17 protein-coding genes are annotated in these 19,816 nt (G+C 52.3%); 12 read left to right on the forward strand and 5 right to left on the reverse strand.

Translation table 11 applies throughout. From position 1 onward, the window contains the following. Positions 1 to 127: 127 nt before the first annotated feature. Entirely contained in the window at positions 128 to 2,845 is a 2,718-nt protein-coding gene (locus VFA09_15425) for a hypothetical protein (protein ID HZU68667.1), read from the reverse strand. A gap of 219 nt (positions 2,846 to 3,064) precedes the next feature. On the opposite strand from VFA09_15425, the gene VFA09_15430 reads away from it, so the two are divergent. Both VFA09_15430 and VFA09_15435 read left to right on the forward strand, forming a co-directional pair. Beyond that, positions 3,065 to 3,985, forward strand: a complete 921-nt coding sequence (locus VFA09_15430) for a threonine/serine dehydratase (protein ID HZU68668.1) — start codon at positions 3,065 to 3,067, stop codon at positions 3,983 to 3,985. A gap of 21 nt (positions 3,986 to 4,006) precedes the next feature. After that, a complete protein-coding gene (locus VFA09_15435) occupies positions 4,007 to 4,552 on the forward strand; it encodes a DNA-3-methyladenine glycosylase I (GenBank protein ID HZU68669.1) in 546 nt (181 codons plus the stop codon). A gap of 41 nt (positions 4,553 to 4,593) precedes the next feature. On the opposite strand, the gene VFA09_15440 is transcribed toward VFA09_15435, so the two are convergent. Both VFA09_15440 and VFA09_15445 read right to left on the reverse strand, forming a co-directional pair. Next, complete coding sequence (locus tag VFA09_15440; GenBank protein ID HZU68670.1) at positions 4,594 to 5,091, reverse strand: LURP-one-related family protein; 498 nt, start codon at positions 5,089 to 5,091, stop codon at positions 4,594 to 4,596. 36 nt (positions 5,092 to 5,127) lie between these two features. Beyond that, positions 5,128 to 5,796: an HAD family hydrolase gene (locus tag VFA09_15445; protein HZU68671.1), complete on the reverse strand. Its 669-nt coding sequence runs from the start codon at positions 5,794 to 5,796 to the stop codon at positions 5,128 to 5,130. A gap of 371 nt (positions 5,797 to 6,167) precedes the next feature. Here VFA09_15445 and VFA09_15450 point away from each other — a divergent pair, with 371 nt between their 5' ends. The 4 genes from VFA09_15450 to VFA09_15465 all read left to right on the forward strand — a co-directional run bounded on the left by VFA09_15450 (position 6,168) and on the right by VFA09_15465 (position 8,905). After that, positions 6,168 to 6,542, forward strand: coding sequence for a recombinase family protein (locus VFA09_15450; GenBank protein ID HZU68672.1), 375 nt, complete (start codon positions 6,168 to 6,170; stop codon positions 6,540 to 6,542). Positions 6,543 to 6,709: 167 nt separating this feature from the next. Next, positions 6,710 to 6,940 carry a hypothetical protein gene (locus VFA09_15455; GenBank protein ID HZU68673.1) on the forward strand — a complete coding sequence of 77 codons (231 nt, stop codon included), beginning with the start codon at positions 6,710 to 6,712 and terminating at the stop codon, positions 6,938 to 6,940. After that, on the forward strand, positions 6,937 to 8,208 hold the full coding sequence (locus VFA09_15460) for an ATP-grasp domain-containing protein (protein ID HZU68674.1): 1,272 nt from the start codon (positions 6,937 to 6,939) through the stop codon (positions 8,206 to 8,208). Before VFA09_15455 ends, VFA09_15460 begins: the two co-directional genes overlap by 4 nt. 349 nt (positions 8,209 to 8,557) lie before the next feature. Further along, positions 8,558 to 8,905 carry a peptide chain release factor-like protein gene (locus VFA09_15465; protein ID HZU68675.1) on the forward strand — a complete coding sequence of 116 codons (348 nt, stop codon included), beginning with the start codon at positions 8,558 to 8,560 and terminating at the stop codon, positions 8,903 to 8,905. A 7-nt stretch (positions 8,906 to 8,912) separates the two neighbouring features. On the opposite strand, the gene VFA09_15470 is transcribed toward VFA09_15465, so the two are convergent. Both VFA09_15470 and VFA09_15475 read right to left on the reverse strand, forming a co-directional pair. Then, complete coding sequence (locus tag VFA09_15470) at positions 8,913 to 9,998, reverse strand: PQQ-binding-like beta-propeller repeat protein (GenBank protein HZU68676.1); 1,086 nt, start codon at positions 9,996 to 9,998, stop codon at positions 8,913 to 8,915. Between the two features lie 165 nt (positions 9,999 to 10,163). Then, positions 10,164 to 10,499 (reverse strand): hypothetical protein, encoded by a 336-nt coding sequence (locus VFA09_15475; protein HZU68677.1) that lies wholly within the window; start codon positions 10,497 to 10,499, stop codon positions 10,164 to 10,166. A gap of 347 nt (positions 10,500 to 10,846) precedes the next feature. Here VFA09_15475 and VFA09_15480 point away from each other — a divergent pair, with 347 nt between their 5' ends. The 6 genes from VFA09_15480 (at position 10,847) to VFA09_15505 (ending at position 19,785) form a co-directional block, all read left to right on the forward strand. Continuing rightward, the gene (locus VFA09_15480; protein HZU68678.1) at positions 10,847 to 13,957 is read left to right on the forward strand and encodes a sigma 54-interacting transcriptional regulator; all 3,111 of its coding nucleotides are present in this window, start codon (positions 10,847 to 10,849) and stop codon (positions 13,955 to 13,957) included. A gap of 256 nt (positions 13,958 to 14,213) precedes the next feature. Then, a complete protein-coding gene (locus VFA09_15485) occupies positions 14,214 to 14,546 on the forward strand; it encodes a PTS sugar transporter subunit IIB (protein ID HZU68679.1) in 333 nt (110 codons plus the stop codon). Next, complete coding sequence (locus tag VFA09_15490) at positions 14,543 to 15,877, forward strand: PTS transporter subunit EIIC (protein HZU68680.1); 1,335 nt, start codon at positions 14,543 to 14,545, stop codon at positions 15,875 to 15,877. The genes VFA09_15485 and VFA09_15490 overlap by 4 nt, the downstream gene beginning before the upstream one ends. A gap of 189 nt (positions 15,878 to 16,066) precedes the next feature. Next, positions 16,067 to 17,224, forward strand: coding sequence for a sugar ABC transporter substrate-binding protein (locus VFA09_15495; GenBank protein ID HZU68681.1), 1,158 nt, complete (start codon positions 16,067 to 16,069; stop codon positions 17,222 to 17,224). Between the two features lie 437 nt (positions 17,225 to 17,661). Beyond that, positions 17,662 to 18,492: an ATP-binding cassette domain-containing protein gene (locus VFA09_15500; protein ID HZU68682.1), complete on the forward strand. Its 831-nt coding sequence runs from the start codon at positions 17,662 to 17,664 to the stop codon at positions 18,490 to 18,492. Between the two features lie 3 nt (positions 18,493 to 18,495). Then, positions 18,496 to 19,785, forward strand: a complete 1,290-nt coding sequence (locus VFA09_15505) for an inner-membrane translocator (protein ID HZU68683.1) — start codon at positions 18,496 to 18,498, stop codon at positions 19,783 to 19,785. Positions 19,786 to 19,816: the final 31 nt, after the last annotated feature.

The raw sequence follows: 19,816 nt of genomic DNA on the forward strand, positions 1-19,816 counted from the left end.
GCCGGGGATTCTTCGCTGCGCTCAGCATGACAGGCCCCGGACACACTTGGCTGTCTCTGGGGCCTGTCATGCTGAGCGCAGCGAAGAATCTCTGCCCATCTTCTGTGAAATCAGCCAGGAAAAAAGACTAAGAAGTCAAAATCTCCTGCTCAAGCGCCTGCTCTTGCACGGAAATCTGTCCCTGGTACTCGCCGCTGTAGATCAGCAGGTTGGCGACCAGGCCGGTCCAACCTGTCTGGTGGTTGGCACCGAGACCAGCTCCGTTATCACCATGGAAGTATTCGTAGAAGAGCAGCAAGTCGCGCCAGTTGGGATCGCGCTGGAACTTCTCGACACCGCCGTGTACGGCCCGGCGCCCATTCTCGTCGCGCAGGAAGATGTGCGTCAGGCGGCGCGAAAGTTCGACGGCGATCTCCGAGAGCGTCATGAGCTTGCCTGATCCGGTAGGAAACTCAACTTTGAACTCGTCGCCATAGAAGTGGTAGAAAGCCCGCAGCGAGTTGATGATCAGGTAGTTCAAAGGGAACCAGATGGGACCGCGCCAGTTAGAGTTGCCGCCAAACAAAGCGGTGGTCGACTCGGCAGGTTCATAATCGATGGTGTGGATCGTGTCATCCAGCGCGAGCGAGTAAGGATGATCCTTGTGATAGCGCGAAACGGAGCGCAATCCATATTCTGAAAGGAATTCCGCCTCGTCGAGCATCACTTTCAGGATGCGTGGCAGCTTGTCCCTGTTCACGATGGCTAGCAACATATGCTGGCCGTGTTCATCGCCCGCTACTTGCTCGACATGGTTGTTAATATCTTCCCAATTGTTGATGAACCACTCCATGCGCTTTTTAAAACTGGGCAGTTGATCGATGAGGTCTGATTCGAGGATACAAATGGCAAACAATGGGATCAGGCCAACCATTGAACGCACCCGAAGCGGTAGTTTCATTCCGTCCTTGCTGTGCAGGACATCGTAATAGAAACCGTCCTCCACGTTCCACAGTTCGATACCATCTGTCCCCATATCATTCATGGCATGAGCGATGTAGACAAAATGCTCAAAGAATTTGCTGGCGATATCACTATAGGCGCGATTCTCCTTTGCCAGTTCAAGGGCAATCGTGAGCATGTTCAGGCAGTACATAGCCATCCAGCTGGTGCCATCAGATTGTTCCAGGTGACTGCCATTAGGCAACATGGTGTTGCGATCAAAGACTCCTATATTATCCAGGCCCAGGAAACCGCCCTGGAAGACATTCTGGCCCTCGTAGTCCTTGCGGTTCACCCACCAGGTAAAGTTCAGCAGCAGCTTCTGGAAGACCTTTTCCAGGAAATCGCGATCTCCTTTGCCGGTCGCATGCTTCTCGATCATATAGACATGATAGGTCGCCCAGGCATGTACGGGCGGGTTCACATCGCTGAAAGCCCATTCATAAGCCGGTATCTGGCCGTTGGGGTGCATGTACCACTCGCGTAGAAACAGGATGAGCAGGTCTTTCGCGTAGGCAGGATCGATGAGCGAGAGCGTGGTGCAGTGGAAAGCCAGGTCCCAGGAAGCATACCATGGGTATTCCCATTTATCGGGCATTGAGATCACATCGGAGTTATAGAGGTGTGTCCAATCGTGATTGCGTCCATGGAGGCGTTGTGGCGGCGGAGGTGGCTGAGCGGGATCGCCCGTGAGCCAGGTTTTGACATCATAGTAGTAGAACTGTTTGCTCCACAACATGCCGGCGAAAGCCTGCCGCACAACGCGCTTTGCGTCATCTGAGAGACTATCAGGAATGATCGTACCATAAAACTCGTCGGCCTCACGCTGGGCCTGCGTGAACATGTTTTCAAAGGTATCATCAAACGGCAGAAAATCTTCTGGATGCGCTTCAGCAAAGCGCATCTTTACGATGCGTGTTTCACCAGGAGCCAGGGTGAGGTGATAATGGGCCGCTACCTTGGTACCTGTTTCAGCCGGATTGATGGCGTCCTGCTTGCCATGCACGATGTAATCGTTAATGCTGTCTTTGACGTAGGGGCTGGCGTTCGGAGTGCCGTAGAGCCGCTGGTTATTGGTTTCGTTCTCGGTGAAAAGGAGCGGGGGCGTTTCATCACAGTACAGCCAGCGTTTTCCATAGTATTCATGCTCGGTCTTCACCACGCAGTATGACTCCATCAAGAGCGGTGGATGATAGTGGCTGAGTGAAGGACGAGGCGCGTTAATTTCCCACGACCACGTATTGCGAAACCAGAGCGTTGGCAGCAGATCAAGTGTGGCAGTATCCGGGCCGCGATTGATGATGGTGTAACGGATCAATATATCTTCGGGGCCGGCTTTGGCATATTCAACAAAGATATCGAAATAGCGATCCTCGTCGAAAATGCCGGTATCAATCAATTCATATTCGGGCATAGCGCGATCCCGGCGCCTGTTTTCTTCGACCAGTTGTGCGTAGGGATAGGCGGCCTGCGGATATTTATACAGGTATTTCATATAGCTATGAGTAGGCGTGTTGTCGAGATAATAGTAATATTCTTTGACATCTTCGCCGTGGTTGCCTTCCGGGCCGCTTAAGCCAAACAGGCGCTCTTTGAGAATGGGGTCTTGCCCGTTCCAGAGTGCCAGGGCTAAACAGATATACTGGTGGCGGTCGCAGATGCCGGCCAGCCCGTCTTCTCCCCAGCGATAGGCTTTCGAGCGAGCTTGATCGTGCGGGAAATAATCCCAGGCCGTGCCATCCGGGCTATAATCTTCACGTACCGTTCCCCAGGCACGTTCGCTGACATATGGTCCCCAGCGCGTCCAGTAAACGCTGTGCTGCTCTGTTTGCTGAAGTCTTTCGTGTTCGGGTGTGGTGGTCATGAGTTGTCTATCCTTCCTTTCCATCTTCCAGGTGATGTGTTTTTCTCACATTGTACTAGATAGACAAAGAAAGTCAAAAATTGTTACGAGAAGACAAAAGGTGTTCCAATCCTTGAAAGCCTGCATTTGATCATTGGCCTGAATATTCATGTGATATTCTGGTAGAAAGGTTTGGAGAAAAAAAGTATGGGCCGATATGAAAATTGTGAAGGAAATGATATGCGTACTGAAATCAAAGATGCTCATGAACGAATAGCAGGCTATGTACGAACAACACCGATTATGCATCTTGAAGCAGGAGCATGGGGACTCGATGCACACGTGGTGTTGAAACTTGAACAACTCCAGCATACCGGGTCATTTAAGCCACGCGGAGCATTCAATCGTATCCTGAGTCATGAAGTCCCGGAAGTGGGTGTAATTGCTGCATCCGGCGGCAATCATGGTGTAGCTGTCGCCTACGCTGCAAGGCAGTTGGGATATCGCGCAGAAATATTTGTGCCGGAAGTGTGTCCCCCTGTAAAAGTGCAGCGCCTGGGGGATTATGGAGCGCAGGTATATCTGGTAGGAGCGACCTATGCCGAGGCATTGCTGGCAAGCCAGGCACGTGCAGTCGAGACGGGTGCGCTGGTGATTCATGCCTATGACCAGCCCGAAGTTGTTGCTGGTCAAGGTACACTTGGGTGTGAATTTGCGCGACAGGTTCCCAATCTTGATACGGTCCTGGTAGCAGTGGGTGGAGGAGGTCTCATTGCGGGTGTAGCGGCCTGGTTCGAGGGCAATGTGCGCGTTATTGGTGTAGAGCCGATATCTGCGGCGAGCATGGCAGCCGCGCTTCAAGCAGGAGAACCGGTCGATTTCAATGTGGGAGGGGTAGCCGCGGATTCTTTAGGGGCCAGGCGTGTCGGAACGTTGGCGTTTGATTATGTGAAACGCTATGTTGATCGCGTTGTCGTTGTTCAAGACGAGAGCATCCGGGCAGCTCAGCGCGTCCTGTGGAACGACCTGCGGCTTGTGGCGGAGCCAGGAGGAGCAACCGCCGCTGCCGCGCTAATCAGTGGAGCCTACCAACCGGCACCGGGCGAGCGAGTTGGTGTGGTAATATGCGGAGGCAATACTGATCCCGGCCAGGTTGTATGAAAAGGAAAGAGCATATTTATTATGGCAACGAGTTACTGTGAAGCAGCGCAACTGAATCCCCTGCACAAATCCTATCATGATACTGAATATGGCTTCCCGTTGCGTGACGACGCCACTTTGTTCGAGCGCCTGGCATTAGAGATCAACCAGGCAGGCCTCTCCTGGCTTACCATCCTGAAGAAAAAGGATGCCTTTCACCGGGCATTTGATGGTTTCGATATTGATCGTGTGGCAGCATATGGTGAGAAAGATGTAGCGCGGCTCCTGGCCGATGCGAATATCATACGCAATCGTTTGAAAATAAACGCGGTGATTGAAAATGCGCGCAGGCTGCAAACGCTGTGTGAAGAATATGGATCGTTCGCTGCGTGGCTGGATCAGCATCATCCAAAAACGATGGCAGAGTGGCAAAAGCTGTTCAAGAAAACGTTTGTCTTTACCGGTGGCGAGATTGTGCGTGAGTTTCTGGTAAGTGTGGGATATTTGCCGGGCGCGCATGATCCGTCCTGCGTGATTTATGAACGGATTGCTGAATTGAAACCCGCATGGATGCAGGCTGGTGGTTGAGGGTAATGCCGGACCACACTCATTGGCGGCCCGGCAAGTTTTTAATGGCGGTCTCGCTCGTGATGCTCTTTCACCATCTCGATCACGATTGCCAGTGCGAGGATAAACGGTGCATCGACGTTGGGGGCGACATCAACGGCGTAGCTGTCGCGGAAGAGCGAGAACTGGCGACCAATCTGCGCTAGCAAATTGCCTTGATCATCGCTCACAGTGAAATTCCAACGCCATATATCGCCATCGACGTGGAACACGATGCCGTTTTCTCCCTCCACCTTGAAACGCTCGCCAAAAAAGCGGAATTGCTCGTGTACATCGGCCCACAGCTGGCCGTTGCGATAGATCTGGTAGTGCGGCAGAAGCGACAGGATGCGCTGTTTGATATGCACCAGTTCCTGGCCGGTATAGCGATCGAACATCACCAGGTCATCGCCGATGTGGAAAAATTTGCCGCGCACCTCAAAGACGGGATTGCCGGCATCGTCGCGAATGACAAATGCCTCTGTCAGGCTCCATGCGCGTTCTCGTAAGTGATATCGCATCGATTGTAGGTTTCCTTCCTCTTTTGTATTGCGTTGTTACGATTTCAGAAATTGCTCCATAGTAAAGTTTCTCAGGTCGCCGATATGTAATACGTGAATGTCAGGACTAAAGTTGTCCGGCACCTGTTTCGCATAGTGTCCCTGTTCAACGAATACCGTCGTCAATTTCTTACCCATAAGGGCCTTGGAGTCAACCAGGATATCCGGCTTATCATCAATCATGACGTAGTGATCGGCAGGATACTTCTGGAGAATCTCTTCCAGGTGCTGTTGCTTGTGCGTATAGATCAGAACGCGGCCCTCCACACTTTCTGCCAGATCGCTGCGAAAAATCTTCTCGGACTGAAAGAATTGATCGCCATCGGAGACAATGACCGTCAGTCCCATCGAGCGAAGATGCTGTAGCGTTTCGAGGGTATGAGGATACAGGGCATTATAGAATGGGTAGTTGTCAAAGATCGATTCCGCGTGAAGAAAGGTCTGCTCGTCCAGTTCGGAAAGCGGGATTTCTTCACGCAGCCGGCGAAAAGTGAGGGGTATGTCGACGACGCTCCTTTCTTTACGCACCGCTTCATAGAGTTCCCAGAAGCGGGCAGCTAATTTCGGCCCTAGCTCCACTTCAAGATGTGTGCTGAAATCCTCTTTCACTTTATCGTTATCGATCAGCGTGTTATCGACATCGAGTAAGAATACCAGTGTTGGCATAAATTTCCTGCTTTCTTTAAAAAATATCGTTACCTCTTACTTCTATCACTGTTGACCGGCATCAAATAGGGACAGCGCCTGGTGCCTGCCCTCATCAAGGCTCAGGACAGGCACCAGGCGCTGTCCCTACGGGGATGGTGAACTCGACATCCCTTATTACCGCATCTGGTTGTGAACATTCATATTTGCGCTTACTAAGATGATTACGCCAGCACGAGTGTAAGGGATGATGGCTCCTTGTGTCAAGGAAAAAGCTCCTGCCTGCTTATTTCTCGGAAAAAGAATAGTCCATAAGGCTTGAAACACCGTATACCGGTATATACTCTCACGTCATCAATTCGTACAATGGAATGCCAGGGAGGTAAGACACTATGAAGAGCAAAGATATACCGAAAAAGGCGGCGATTTATGCCAGGGCTGATGGCTTTCCATTAGCATATGAATCCGGTTCTCTGACATCGCAAATTGATTTGAATACTCAATACTGTAAGAAGCATGGCTATGCAATTGTGGCTGTTTTCCAGGAGATAGCTACCGGCGCAATTTCTGAGAGGGTCGAGTTTTTAAAACTCAGGCAGGCACTGGAGGAACATGCATTTGATGTAATTGTCGTCTCCTCATTTGATAGACTCAGTGAAGATCGTTCAATTGTCCAGGCTTTTATTATTGAGGCAGAAGGAAAAGGTTATTGGGTTGAATCGGTAACTGAACCAGAGATTGATATACAGGAGGAATTGCTGGCATAGGTATCCCTCTTTGGCTTCGCCAGGGGCCTGAACCGAAGGTCATATAGAGCTTGAATTTTGCTGCACCATGAAACCTCTTGTGATACAATGGGATGTAGTAGCTCATTATTTGTATACTTTACCGCACGAGAGACAAAATGAAAATTCTGTTCCAAAGTAGAGATTTTGTGAGCATTGATGGAGCAGGACTTGGTTTCAATAGCAGGCGACCGGCAGGTAGTCCCTGGCATTTTCAGGGAAAGGTGCATCATCTGCAATGGCAGGGTAATTATGAGTGTCATTGGAAAGGTCCAGAATTGTTCTGGACGGTATATGGTGATGACCGCCTGCTCCGGCTTGCGGAGGCCTTGAAGTCCCGGGGGTATGTCGTGGAAGTGAAACAAGATAAAGAGCCATGAATAGAACAAAAGAGAATATTCCTCAGCGGGTATTGCTGTTGATGTCTCCTGCCACCTACCGGGCTGGAGCTTTTTTACATGCCGCCAGGGATCTGAATCTTGAGGTTGTGGTGGGCATTGATCTTCCAGAAACGCTCGCCGATTACTGGCACGTTCCGCTGGGCATCGATTTTGCCGATCCCGAAGCGTCGGTTCAAACCATTGTCGAGTTTGCGCAGGAACATCCGCTCGCGGCCATTCTTTCGGTCGATGATAGCGCAACTGAACTGGCGGCACTTGCCAGCGCGGCCCTGGGGTTGCCCTGCAACTCGCCAAAAGCAGCAGAGGCGGCCCGCGATAAACTGCTGATGCGCACATTGATGTCGGCGGGTGGCGCTCCCTGCCCTGTTTTCCGGCCATTTTCGCTGGGTGATGATCCCGCCTGGATTGCCGGTCAGGTAAGCTATCCATGTGTCTTAAAACCGCTGCGTCTTTCGGGCAGCCGGGGAGTGATACGTGCCAACAATGTTGATGAATTCATCGCAGCCTTCCATCGTCTCAAGCGCATTCTGGTTGCCGAGGGCAATTCGGCCTATGAAACCTCTTTTCTGGTAGAGGACTTTATCCCCGGCTTTGAAGTTGCCCTGGAAGGCATCCTGACATATGGACAATTGAAGGTGCTGGCGCTCTTCGATAAGCCCGATCCATTGGATGGCCCTTTCTTTGAAGAGACCATCTATGTGACGCCCTCGCGCCTGCCTGCCAGGGTACAGGCGGAGATTGCGCGCTGTGTATCCATTGCGGCGGCATCGCTTGAATTGCGCGAGGGGCCGGTACATGCCGAGTTGCGTGTCAACGAGCAGGGTCCCTGGATGCTGGAGATTGCTGGACGTTCCATCGGTGGATTGTGTTCGACCATCCTGGAATTTAGCTCTGGTATGTGCCTGGAAGAACTGATCCTGCGTCACGCTATCGGTGAGAAAATTACCAACGTTGAACGCGATCAACACGCCGCGGGCGTAATGATGATCCCGATTCCTTCTGCCGGCATACTCAAGGGCGTGCATGGTGTTGAAGAAGCTGAGAAAGTGCCGCTCATTACCGGCGTTGAGATTACCGCAAAGTTGAACTATCCTCTCATGCCCTTACCAGAAGGAGCCAGTTATCTCGGCTTCATCTTTGCGCGCGGCGATACTCCTGTCGAGGTGGAAGCGGCTATTCGCAAGGCGCATAAGTTGTTGCGGTTTGAGATCCGGCGGGAAATCCCCGTATTAGGACGGAGCTTGTAAGTTCCGCCGCGCTTGAAAAGGAATAAAATAGCTGCCTCTGCGGTTTCGATACTATGATCAGGTTATGCACATTGCGAGAGGCGATCTTCATATGCGAGGGCCAGCACCAAAGCAACTGGTGCTGGCCCTCGCATGTAGCTACTCGAGATAGCCACTCTCAATGTGCGACACTACTATCAGTAAGCAATGCCGCAATGCTGAGATTATGCTTAACTTTCAGCTTCGTATTGCTTGAAACTGTATAAGTTTTCGCCTCTCAGTAATTCTTGGGATTACACGATTTTATGACAGAAAACGTTTCAAGGGAAAATGATAGATTTTATGGATATATACGAGGGAATGAATAATCATGGTTGAGACGTATCCGACCGACCGCGCATCATTGGAACGCGATTGCAATAGAGAATACTTTATTGCCGGCGGACCCGGTGGCCAGCACCGCAATAAGGTTGAGACGGGCGTCCGCCTGACCCATCGTCCAACCGGCATCGTGGTGACAGCTACTGAACGCCGCTCGCAACATGCCAACCGTGAAATGGCTTTTGAGCGTATGGCCGAACGCCTTGAAGAGCGGCAGCGTGTCGTGAAGCCGCGCACAGCAACACGGCCTACGCCAGCCAGCCGCGTGCGCCGGCTTGAGACGAAACGGCGTACAGGCATGGTAAAGAGACTGAGGTCGGCTCAGGTGGAAGAGTAGTACTATACTACGCCTGGAGCGCATAGACGTTATCATCATTCGAGCCAATATAGACTGTCCCGTTCACTACTGCTGGTGAGGATTCAACAGGACCGCCCGTCTTGAAAGCCCACTTCTTTTTGCCGGTCTTCACCTTAATGTCATAGACCTTGTGATCTTCTGAGCCAACATAGATGCTGCCGTTGACCACTGCCGGTTTGGCGATCACAATACCCCCTGTCGCAAAAGCCCGAATTTCGGTTCCAGCAATGGCATCAATAGAGTAGATTTTGTGGTCATTCGAGCCGATATAGACCGCATTATTGACTATAGCAGGTGAAGATTGAACAGACCCACCTGTTTTGAAAGCCCAGGTTTCGGCACCGCTGGCTTCATTGATGGCGTAGACGTTGTCATCATTTGAGCCAATATAAACGATACCGTTGGCTACTGCCGGGGAAGATACAACAGGTCCACCCGTTGCGAAAGTCCACACCTGTGTGCCTGTAGCAGCATCGAGAGCATAGACGTTGTCATCACCTGAGCCGACAAAGAGCAGGCCGTTATCCACAGTAGGGGAAGATACCACATATGAACCTGTCTTGTAGCTCCATATTTCAGTTCCAGTCGAGGCGTCTAGCGCGTAAATATTATGATCGTCTGAGCCGATATAAACGACGCCGTTGACGACTGTTGGAGAGGAGCCAATAATTGAGCCGGTCGGGAACGTCCAAATTACGGTTCCGCTTGTGGCGTCCAGCGCATACACATTGTGATCATATGAGCCAATATAGACGACGCCGTTGACGACTGCCGGAGAAGATTGATAAATTGGGCCACCCGTCTTGAAGGCCCAGATCTGTGCGCCGGTAGCAGCATCCAGCGCGTAAACATTATCGTCTGCTGACCCGACATACACAACGCCATTGACTACTGCAGGTGAGGAGGATACATAGTTACCTGTCTTGAAAGACCACTGCTCCGCTCCGCTTTTTGTTGGCATGGCCAGGGCCAATGGACTTCCTAATCCGAGCAGGCCCAGCAGCACACATACTGACAGAATAGCCACCTGAACACTGCGAACGACTCTAGCTTTTGCTGGCACTATCATCATTTTGTTTCCTTTCTCTACATCTCTTTCGCTCCCCCACGAAAGAATCGCATCAAGCAAAAGAGAAAGTTACTGCGGGTGTAAGCATCTCTGCGAAAACGATCGGGATACGGAGAAGTACAATTTTAGTAATCCCCCTAGAGAGAATAGTTGATGAGATATCATTTGTCAATAATTTAAATATTCCGTAGGATATTTGTTTTGACGATGAAAATGTACGCAAATCCGGCATGTCAGATGTTTCTGGTTGCCTTTTGAGGTCTGTACCAGCAGGGCGCGTTGTCCAATGGCAAACTTCGGCTCCGTCCCGATGCCGAGCAGCCCCGGTTCGTGTTCTTTAAAGATGTTATGGAATCCAGCGGCGCGCAACTGTGCCATAGTTGTCCATTGCTGCCCATCGTGTCCAATGTACTGGCGCTCGTCCTGGCAGATAGGGCATCCTGATGGGGGCGCCTGGCTTTGTGGAAACTGCGTTCCGCATGTCTGGCAAATCCAATGTTCCATGGATGTGTTCCTCTCTATGAAAAACCTTCTCGTAGAACCATTAAAGAGTATACCATGCTCTTGCGGATTGCTGCCGAAAAGCACATGGAGCGGCCTCACTCTAAACTGTTACGGTAATATCAAAAGCAGATGAAACTCAGTTGAGCTGAAAAAATAGAGTTTCCGTCAACTGAAAAAAGCTGGTGAAAGGCTCACGGCGGTGATATTGCTCCGATTGCATGCGTAGTATAAAACGATGTAGTTATCTGATCAGCGCAGATTGGCGTTTTTTTCTCTTGCCCCCAACGTATGAGTATGCTACACTGAACACAAGGTAGCAGTGTATTGCTCCTGGAAGGAGTCGTTGCGTGCTCCGCAAAGATCGTGTATACGAGGCATTGCGATCCTTGTGCGCACAGCGACCGGCACAAAGTAGTGTTTTGCGTCGTCATACAGGCTTCAGCGCGGAAGAAGTAGCCCAGCAAGCTCATGTAGATCGTACAAATGCCAGCCGTGACCTCAATTTGCTGGTGCAAGAAGGGATGGTCGAGCGTATCCCCGGTCGTCCCGTGCTGTTCACGGTCAAGACGCCTTTTGCCGGTTTCGAGCCAGGCGGGCACAATGGAAATAGTGAGAATGGCATCAGGCGTGGCACACAATTAGAACTTCCTGATGAATATGCTCCCACCCCGGTTTCAGACGAAAGCTACAACTCCTCGCGTTTCGTTGGCATTTCGCCACTGAAAGTCACACATGAGCCTGGGAAACCTCCTGCTATCGCGGCCTCGGTTCAGACGGGGGCCGTGGTTACCAGCTTCGATACATTGATTGGCGCCGCGGGAGGGTTGAAGGTTGCGGTACAGCAGGCGAAGGCCGCGATGCTCTATCCTCCGCGAGGTTTGCATACCCTGCTGTGCGGTCCAAGTGGTGTTGGCAAAACGACCTTTGCCCGTCTGATGCATTCCTTCGCGCTTGAGCTCAAAGCGCTGCCTCCCGATGCTCCGTTCATCAGCTTCAATTGTGCCGACTATGCTGGTAATTCACAATTGCTGATGGCGCACCTTTTCGGCGTTATGCGTGGGGCCTATACCGGCGCCGACCGTGACCGCGAAGGACTGGTCGAGCAGGCGCATAGGGGCATCCTTTTCCTCGATGAGGTACATCGCCTGCCGCCCGAAGGCCAGGAGATGCTGTTTTACCTGATGGATCGCGAGCGCTTCCGGCGCCTGGGAGATGTGCGTGAACGCCAATCCTCACTGCTATTGCTGGCCGCGACGACAGAAGACCCCGCGACAGCGCTGCTGCCGACATTCCGGCGGCGCATTCCCATGACCATCAACCTGCCCGGCCTGCACGAGCGCACCATGATGGAACGCTACGAGTTGATTCGGGCTTTCTTTACAACTGAATGCAGCAGCATTGGAACGAACATCCATGTCGAACCGCAGGTGTTAAGGGCGCTGCTGCTTTATGAGTGTCCCGGCAATATTGGTCAGCTGCGCACCGATGTGCAGCTCACATGCGCCAGGGCTTACCTGGAGTATCGCACCCAAAACCTACCCGAATTGAATATACATCTAGGCGTCTTGCCAGACCATGTACGGCGTGGCCTGCTGCGCACGGCTGAACTGCAGCGCGGCCTTGAATCGGTCCTGCACCTGTTAGAGGCTACGCATATCTTTACGCCGACGGGCCTGAGCCTTGATAGCCTGCCCGAATCGGCTTCCGACCTGTATGATACCATCAGCGCGGACCTCAACCGCTTAAGGAACAGCGGACTACTGGAAAGCGAAATTAACCGGCTGTTACATCTCGATATTCAGCACTACTTCCAGCGTTTTGCCCATGAAGTTACGAAGGAATGGCAGGATGCGGCTGCCAATTTGATTGATGAGCGTATCGCGTTAATCAGTCGTCGCATCGTACAGTTCGCGGAAGAGCAACTGGCGCGCACCTTTCCAGAAAAGCTGGCCCTGGTGCTGGCAATGCACCTGACCAGTACGCTGGAACATATGGCGAACGGGCGACAAATTGCGGGATTATCGATTCAGTCCGTGCGTCGCACCTATCCAATCGAGTACGAGGTTGCTCGCGCGGCCCTGTTACAATTTCGTTCCTCGCTCGGAGTATCCCTACCAGAAAGCGAAACAGATGTGCTGGCCGTGCTGCTGGCGAATGCCGATGCGTTATTGAGCAGCGGGCAAGCAACAGTGGGTATCGTGGTGGCGGCCCATGGTCACGGCATCGCCGCGGGCCTGGCGGAACTGGCGAATACCCTGGTTGGTGTGAGCCTGGTACGCTGGGTAGAACTGACGCTGGAGCAGTCGCCGGATGAATTGCTGAGCCAGGTTGTACATTGGGTGCGGGTTGCCGATCAGGGTGGTGGAGTCCTGCTGCTGGTTGATTTTAGCTCATTGTTGTCCCTGGGCGAACTGGTAACAAGGCAGACAGGCGTCCAGGTTCGTACTATCGCTAATGTTTCCGCTCCACTGGTAGTTGAGGCAGTGCGCCGCGCGCAGCGTTCCGGCCATCTGACGCTCGATGAACTGGCGTCGAGTCTCACGCTGCCGCGCTCCATCAATAGCACTGGCGGCAATGAATCATCGATTGCTAGAAGGCAGGAATCGGCTCCTCTGAGAGAGCTATCTTATCAAAATGGATCGGGAGATGCTCGCTTTATCCAGGATAAGACGCCGCGCGTCATTCTCTCGGTGTGTCTGACAGGCTTCGGTAGCGCAACCAAGATAGCGGAATTGATAGAAGAGCGCCTGCCAGGACTGCGAGAACAGGGGGTAGAGGTTATCTGTATGGACATCAGTCTTTCAAGTAAGACGGAGACGGATGTGCAGCGCCTGGTGGGAGATCGTAGCGTTGTCGCGGTTGTGGGGACGATCAATCCGCACCTGGAAAGTTATCCTTATATCGCCCTGACTGATTTCCTTTTTGGGGATGGGGTTGCCCGGCTGCGGACGCTGCTCGGTGATACATTGATTGATCCTGCCCTCATCCAGCCGCCAGAGGAAAAGGTAAATGGCTATACCACTACGACAGCACACGATTCTGGCGTGATCGGAAGCACGCCCGCGTTTACGCAGCGCAGCGACTTATTGCGTGAGATCTCATTTACGCTCAGCCAGCAACTCCTATTTCTCAATCCTGTCAAAGCGATGCCACTGATCGAGCGCATGATCGAACTGATCGAGGTCGAGGTGGGTGAAACATTCGATATCGATGTGCTCGCGGGATTGATACTGCACCTGGCGTGTATCCTGGAACGTGGAACCCAGCTACAGGGAATGCTGGTCAGCGAGACGGTTCGTATCCAGGTGGAACAGCAGTTTGCGCGCGAATTGAGTATCTGCCGCCGCGCTCTACAGATTCTGAGCGCGCAGATAGCGCGTCCTTTGCCTGATGAAGAGGCGTATAATATTGTTGGGATTCTCAGGCAGGTAGATATCTTCAGCATCAATCCGGTGTAGGGTGCTTACCGATTTTGGTAGTGAAAATTCATGATCAGCTCCACGTTCATTGCCGGAGTAGTTTGTCAAACTGTATGATAGCATTCCTGCTCGGTTTTCCTCAAAGTGTGCTATGTGTGTAGCACAGATTTTGGCATGATTATTGCAATGTATATAAGTGTACCCAGATGGTTTCGAAAATCGGTTTTATGGAAGGCTGCATAGCACAACTTCCAGGCGGGAACGTGATATTCGGAACCCGTGAGGGGGAGTTGTCATGATACGGGTTTTGATTGTATGCAGCTGGGGAATGTCCACCAGCTTACTGGTGGAGAGCATGCTTGCGGCAGCCGTGGCGCGAAAGTACGAATTGACAGTTGAGGCGTTGAGCGCTGGTGAGTACGCGGCGAAAGTGGAAGAATGTGATGTTGTGTTGATCGCGCCACAGATTCGACATTTGCGCAAAGGTATCGAGAAGCTGGCGCAATCGGTAGGCAAGCCGGTGGCGATGATTGAGCCTTTTCATTATGCGACGATGAATGGGCAGGCAGTGCTTGAACAGGTACTGCACCTGCTGGCGAGTAAGCAGGAAGGAAAGCAGGAAGCATGAGCATGATGATTGAGCGTGGCAGCGACTGGGTCGAACGCTACCTGGTTCCGCCGCTTGGCGCACTGGCAAGTAACGTTTACTTGCAGGCCGTGCGCGACGCTTTCATTATTTTTACGCTGCCCTTGATACTCGCCGGTAGCCTGTTCCTTATAATAGCGAATCCACCGATCCAGGCGCTGGCTAACCTGATCGCGCCCTACCAGAGCCAGGTACTCGTACCATTTCAGCTTTCATTCGGGCTGATGGCATTGTTCCTATCCTTTGGCGTCGCATATAGCCTGGCACAGTACCGTCGTACTGAGCCGGTGCAACCTGGTGTGCTGGCAATGGTCTTGTTCCTGGTGGCAAGCATGCCGGTACGCGACTTGACAACACTCAGTCTGGGCGACATTCTGCCGTACCTGGGTGGCGAGGGATTGCTGGTTGGTATATTAGTCGGCATTTTGACGACCGAGGTGGTACGGCGCTTCCGTGGGTCGCGCTTTACGATCCGCTTGCCGAAAAGCGTACCGCCCAACGTCACACGCGCATTCGAGGCCCTGGTGCCGGCTGTGCTATTGCTGACGTTTATCTGGGCGCTAGAGTGGTTTGTCAGCTCGCATACTTTTGTAGGAACGGATGGGCATCTTCATCAACTGACGATTCCGATCCTGCTCGAGCGCATATTTCAGCCACTGATACTGGTTCAGGATAGCTATCCGGCGGCCTTAATAGAGATTGTCTTGATGATGTTGCTGTGGTCGGTAGGCATTCACGGCATGAATGTAGTAACGGCCATAGCGTTGCCATTCTGGCTGGCGACGTTGACGAATAACGCGGTAAATCATGGACATGGGATTGTGACCGAGCCATTCTTCCATATATTTGCGCACTTAGGAGGTTCGGGCGCGACCTGGCCGCTGGTCGTTTATATGCTGCGCTCGCGTTCGGCCCAATTGCGCACTGTGGGCAAAGTCGCGCTGGGGCCGGCGATTTTCAATATCAATGAACCGGTGACATTTGGTGTGCCCATGGCGCTCAACCCGATCATGATGATACCATTTGTATTTGTGCCGGTAATCATTGTCACTATTAACTATTTCGTGTTTACTGTCGGGCTGGTGCATGTGCCGGTGGTGTTGCAACCCTTTACCGTTCCCATCGGACTCAGCGGGTTCGTAGCGACTGGAGGCGACATTAGAGGAAGCCTGCTCCAGTTCTTCGATCTTGCTGTCTCCGCTCTTCTATATTATCCGTTTTTCAAGGCCTGGGAGCGTGTGCTTGTAGCACGTGAGGAGGCTGCCAGCCAGCCGGAGGAAAGTGCAAAACCTGCTCCGGTCGGAGTTGGCTAGCTTCTTTAAGATTACCCGGAGTCAGAAAGGAGGCTTTATTCACACGATTATTGCGAAAGGAGACCTGGTTTCCGGTCAACTATTGTGTTGTATCATGACCATTCCGGTCATATCATGTGCATCTTTTGCATGCAGGTTTTCGACGTGGGAGGCCTGCGAAGATGCAGCGAGGAAGGAAAGGACGAGTTTATGATGAACTTATTTGGGCGGCGAAATAAAATGTTTGCCGCGCTTGCTGGACTGGTTCTATTCAGCGTTTTGTTCGCGGCCTGCGGCAGCGCCAATAACGGTGGTAGCGGTAGCGGCAGTGGTAGTGGCAGCACTACCGTAACCAATGGGAAAGGATGCAAGAAGATTGGCGTGCTCTTGCCCGAGACGGCCACCTCGGCTCGCTGGGATACCTATGACAGGCCATACCTGATCAACGATATCAAACAACAGCTTCCCGGCGCTTCCGTAGACTATAACAATGCCCAGGGTAGCGCAAGCACCCAGATGACGCAGGCGCAGGCTGATCTGACAAAAGGCGATTGCATTCTGGTAGTTGCTCCATCCGATAGTGTCGGAGCGGCTGCGATAGTGTCGGCGGCGAAGGTGAAGAGCGTACCGGTAATTGCTTACGACCGCCTGATCTATAGCAACGACCTCAACTACTATGTCTCGTTCGACAACGTCAAGGTTGGCGAGCTACAGGGCCAGTATATTGCCGATCACTACAAGAGTTATGTGTCTCCGGGCCATAACAACCTCGTGATGATCGATGGCGCGCAGACCGACAACAACGCACTCCTGTTTGCTAAGGGCGCTCATAATATCCTTGATCCGCTGATTGCCAGTGGCGCACTGAAGAAGGTGTACGAGAAGTACACGCCAAACTGGGACAATCCAACTGCCGAAACCGAGATGCAGGCTGCGCTGGTACAGACTCAGAACAACATCCAGATCGCATATGTCGCCAATGACGGTATGGCGGGTACGGTTATCGCCGCACTTAAGGCTGTGAAGCTGAACGGGAAAGTGCTGGTTACCGGTCAGGATGCAACCGTTGCCGGTCTGCAAAACATTCTTGAGGGCAACCAGGCCATGACCGTCTACAAGGCTATCAACAAAGAGGCCATGGCGACTGCTCAACTCGTGGCTGCGATCAGCAATGGCACCGATACTTCTACCATCGTCAATGGTCAGACGACCATTCCCCAAACAGGTGGCGCTAACATTCCGTCTGTGCTTGAGACGCCGGTGGCTGTTGATAAAACCAACATCGCTTCTACAGTTATCGCCGATGGTTTCGTGACCAAAGACCAACTCTGCGCGGGTCTGCCTGCCGGAACGGGCGGTATCTGCTAGCTGGGTATCAGAGTCAGAGGCAGCATGTCTCCATGATATGACTGCCCATCCCTATTATGATAGAGGCCAAACAGCGCCCTATCATAGTAGGGCCCCTTTTGAGGCTGTTCTATGAATGGAGATACCTCTTTCAAGTATCTGGTTCATGCAAAAAAACAGGTATTTCGCGGTGATGTGATATACTTTGTTTAACTTGGGCAAGGTTCAATTTTCACGAAAGAGTGCTTGACGGGTTCAACACGCCAACCGTGTCATTCTGAGCGAAATGAGCCGAAGCACTGAGGAACGAGGGGAAGAATTTATCTCGCCCGGCACCGAGATTCTTCGCTCCGCTCAAAATGACACGGTTGGCCGTGTCAAATGCATTTGAATCATGCCATAACATCGTATCTGGCAAAGCGGAATCAAGTTCAACTCTTATTTACAAGGAGGGCCAGATGGCCGATAGTATTACACCTTCGGTTGGGTCAACCTCATTTTCCACGTCGCGTGGTACGCCCATCCTGCAGATGCGCGGCATCACCAAAAGTTTTGGCGCTGTACGTGCCCTTGGTGGTGTCGATTTTGAGGTCTACGCGGGTGAAGTCGTTGCTCTGGTTGGTGATAACGGCGCGGGTAAATCGACGCTTGTTAAGGCCATCGCAGGTGTTGGTCCTGCGGATAGTGGGGAGATTTTTGTAAATGGTACGGAAGTCAAAATAACCAACCCCCAGACCGCCAATCGGCTGGGCATTGAGACGGTCTATCAGGACCTCGCGCTGTGTGATAACCTGGATGTCGTCTCAAATCTCTTCTTAGGTCATGAAGAACTCTCTCCATGGAGATCACTCTCGGAAGTCCCTATGGAAAAAAAGACGCTGGAGGTTTTACGTACTCTGGACGTCAAGCTTCCATCCATTCGTTCGCTGGTGGCCTCGCTTTCGGGTGGCCAGCGACAGTCTATCGCGGTGGCTAAATCGTTGCTGCGTAAAGCCAAAGTAGTGCTGCTGGACGAGCCAACGGCTGCTCTCGGTGTAGCGCAGACGCGCCAGGTACTTAACTTGATCCTGCGGCTGCGCGATCAGGGCCTGGGAGTGGTGGTCATTTCCCATAACCTGGCCGATGTGTTCGAGGTTGCCGACCGGGTCATTGTCCTGCGCCTGGGCAAGCGCGTTGCAACCTTTGATGTAAAAAATACGACTTCTGAGCAGGTTGTCGCCGCCATCACGGGCGCAGAATTTGGCGAACTGATGTCGAGTGGCGGCAATGGCGCTTCAGAGGGGAGGTAACTCATGGGCGATATTATCGAGCAGAATCAGACGCCGGAACCTTCCGAGGCGTCTCAGGTAGATGCGTTTGGCGCTGACAAGCAGTCATTCTCGGCTGCCGCGGTTGAAGTACCTTCGTATACGCCGCGCCAGACATTTGGTCAAATCTTGCGCGGTGATCTCGGATTTATACCTGTCATCATTACGCTGGCGATCGTCGTCATCTATTTTGCCATTGTCACCGGCGGAGTATTTCTTTATCCAGAGAATATCTCAAACCTGGTCGGACCGCAGATTGGCGCTGTTGCCATTCTCGGACTGGGAAGCATTCTGGTGTTGTTATTGGGTGAGATTGATCTCTCGGTTGCTTCTGTCAGCGTGCTTTGCGCTGTCATCATGGCTATACTTTCAGAGCGGAGTGGCGCTCCCACCTGGGTTGCTATAGGGGCGGCGCTGGTGGCAGGTGCGCTGATTGGTCTCATCAATGGATTCTTTGTCGCGGTCTTGCGCGTGCCTTCCTTTATTGTGACGCTCGCAGGTTCAATTGGCTACGCCGGACTGCTCCTGCACCTGTTAAACGGCCAGGCAACGCTTCCCATCAGAAATCCTTTTATTGACGCTATCGCCGGCAGCTCCCAGAGTTTTTTACCGGATAGCCTGGGTATTGGGTTGCCTGCTTTAGGCGTAATCCTCTATGCTGTTGGTGTCATTTACGGCTATGTGAGTCGTAAGAGAGCCGGGCTGAGAACGATGTCAACCACTCGCCTGATTGCTCAGATTGTATTAGTTGCTGTCCTGGCTGTAGTGGCAGTCGGGGTCCTTGAGAGCGAGCATGGTGTACCATACACAACGGCGCTTTTCGTTGGATTGATCATATTATTCTGGCTCATTCTAACGAAAACTCCCTTTGGGCGCCATATTTATGCAGTGGGTGGTAATGCCGAAGCTGCTCGCCGCGCCGGTATCAATGTGGTAGGCATACGAATTGCTGCTTTTACATTGTGTTCAGTTGTTGCGGCTATAGGGGGTATCGTTGCGGCTTCATATGGTAATTCCGTGGCAAGTCAAATCGATCCTACCCTGCTGCTAAACGCCATTGCTGCTGCCGTCATCGGAGGTGTCAGCCTCTTTGGTGGCCGTGGTTCCGTCTGGGCCATTATACTGGGCGTACTCATCATCGGTGGTCTGATAAACGGCTTGTCCCTGCTGAGCCAGGGAACTGATGTATCGGAGATGGTAGAAGGTATCGTACTGTTGTTCGCTGTAACCGTGGATGCGGTTTTACGCCGATTACAGGCCCGTACGGGCAGGTGACGTGTTCATAAAATGATCATGTCAAAGGTGC

It is taken from the genome of Ktedonobacteraceae bacterium (genome assembly GCA_035653615.1).
Classification (GTDB): domain Bacteria; phylum Chloroflexota; class Ktedonobacteria; order Ktedonobacterales; family Ktedonobacteraceae; genus DASRBN01.

Bases quoted from the DNA above. Each gene is read 5' to 3' on its own strand.
- VFA09_15440 (HZU68670.1), bottom strand. From the start codon at position 5,091: ATGCGATATCACTTACGAGAACGCGCATGGAGCCTGACAGAGGCATTT.
- VFA09_15460 (HZU68674.1), top strand. From the start codon at position 6,937: ATGAATAGAACAAAAGAGAATATTCCTCAGCGGGTATTGCTGTTGATG.
- VFA09_15495 (HZU68681.1), top strand. From the start codon at position 16,067: ATGATGAACTTATTTGGGCGGCGAAATAAAATGTTTGCCGCGCTTGCT.
- VFA09_15465 (HZU68675.1), top strand. From the start codon at position 8,558: ATGGTTGAGACGTATCCGACCGACCGCGCATCATTGGAACGCGATTGC.
- VFA09_15500 (HZU68682.1), top strand. From the start codon at position 17,662: ATGGCCGATAGTATTACACCTTCGGTTGGGTCAACCTCATTTTCCACG.
- VFA09_15435 (HZU68669.1), top strand. From the start codon at position 4,007: ATGGCAACGAGTTACTGTGAAGCAGCGCAACTGAATCCCCTGCACAAA.
- VFA09_15430 (HZU68668.1), top strand. From the start codon at position 3,065: ATGCGTACTGAAATCAAAGATGCTCATGAACGAATAGCAGGCTATGTA.
- VFA09_15475 (HZU68677.1), bottom strand. From the start codon at position 10,499: ATGGAACATTGGATTTGCCAGACATGCGGAACGCAGTTTCCACAAAGC.
- VFA09_15485 (HZU68679.1), top strand. From the start codon at position 14,214: ATGATACGGGTTTTGATTGTATGCAGCTGGGGAATGTCCACCAGCTTA.
- VFA09_15445 (HZU68671.1), bottom strand. From the start codon at position 5,796: ATGCCAACACTGGTATTCTTACTCGATGTCGATAACACGCTGATCGAT.
- VFA09_15470 (HZU68676.1), bottom strand. From the start codon at position 9,998: ATGATGATAGTGCCAGCAAAAGCTAGAGTCGTTCGCAGTGTTCAGGTG.
- VFA09_15505 (HZU68683.1), top strand. From the start codon at position 18,496: ATGGGCGATATTATCGAGCAGAATCAGACGCCGGAACCTTCCGAGGCG.
- VFA09_15490 (HZU68680.1), top strand. From the start codon at position 14,543: ATGAGCATGATGATTGAGCGTGGCAGCGACTGGGTCGAACGCTACCTG.
- VFA09_15425 (HZU68667.1), bottom strand. From the start codon at position 2,845: ATGACCACCACACCCGAACACGAAAGACTTCAGCAAACAGAGCAGCAC.
- VFA09_15450 (HZU68672.1), top strand. From the start codon at position 6,168: ATGAAGAGCAAAGATATACCGAAAAAGGCGGCGATTTATGCCAGGGCT.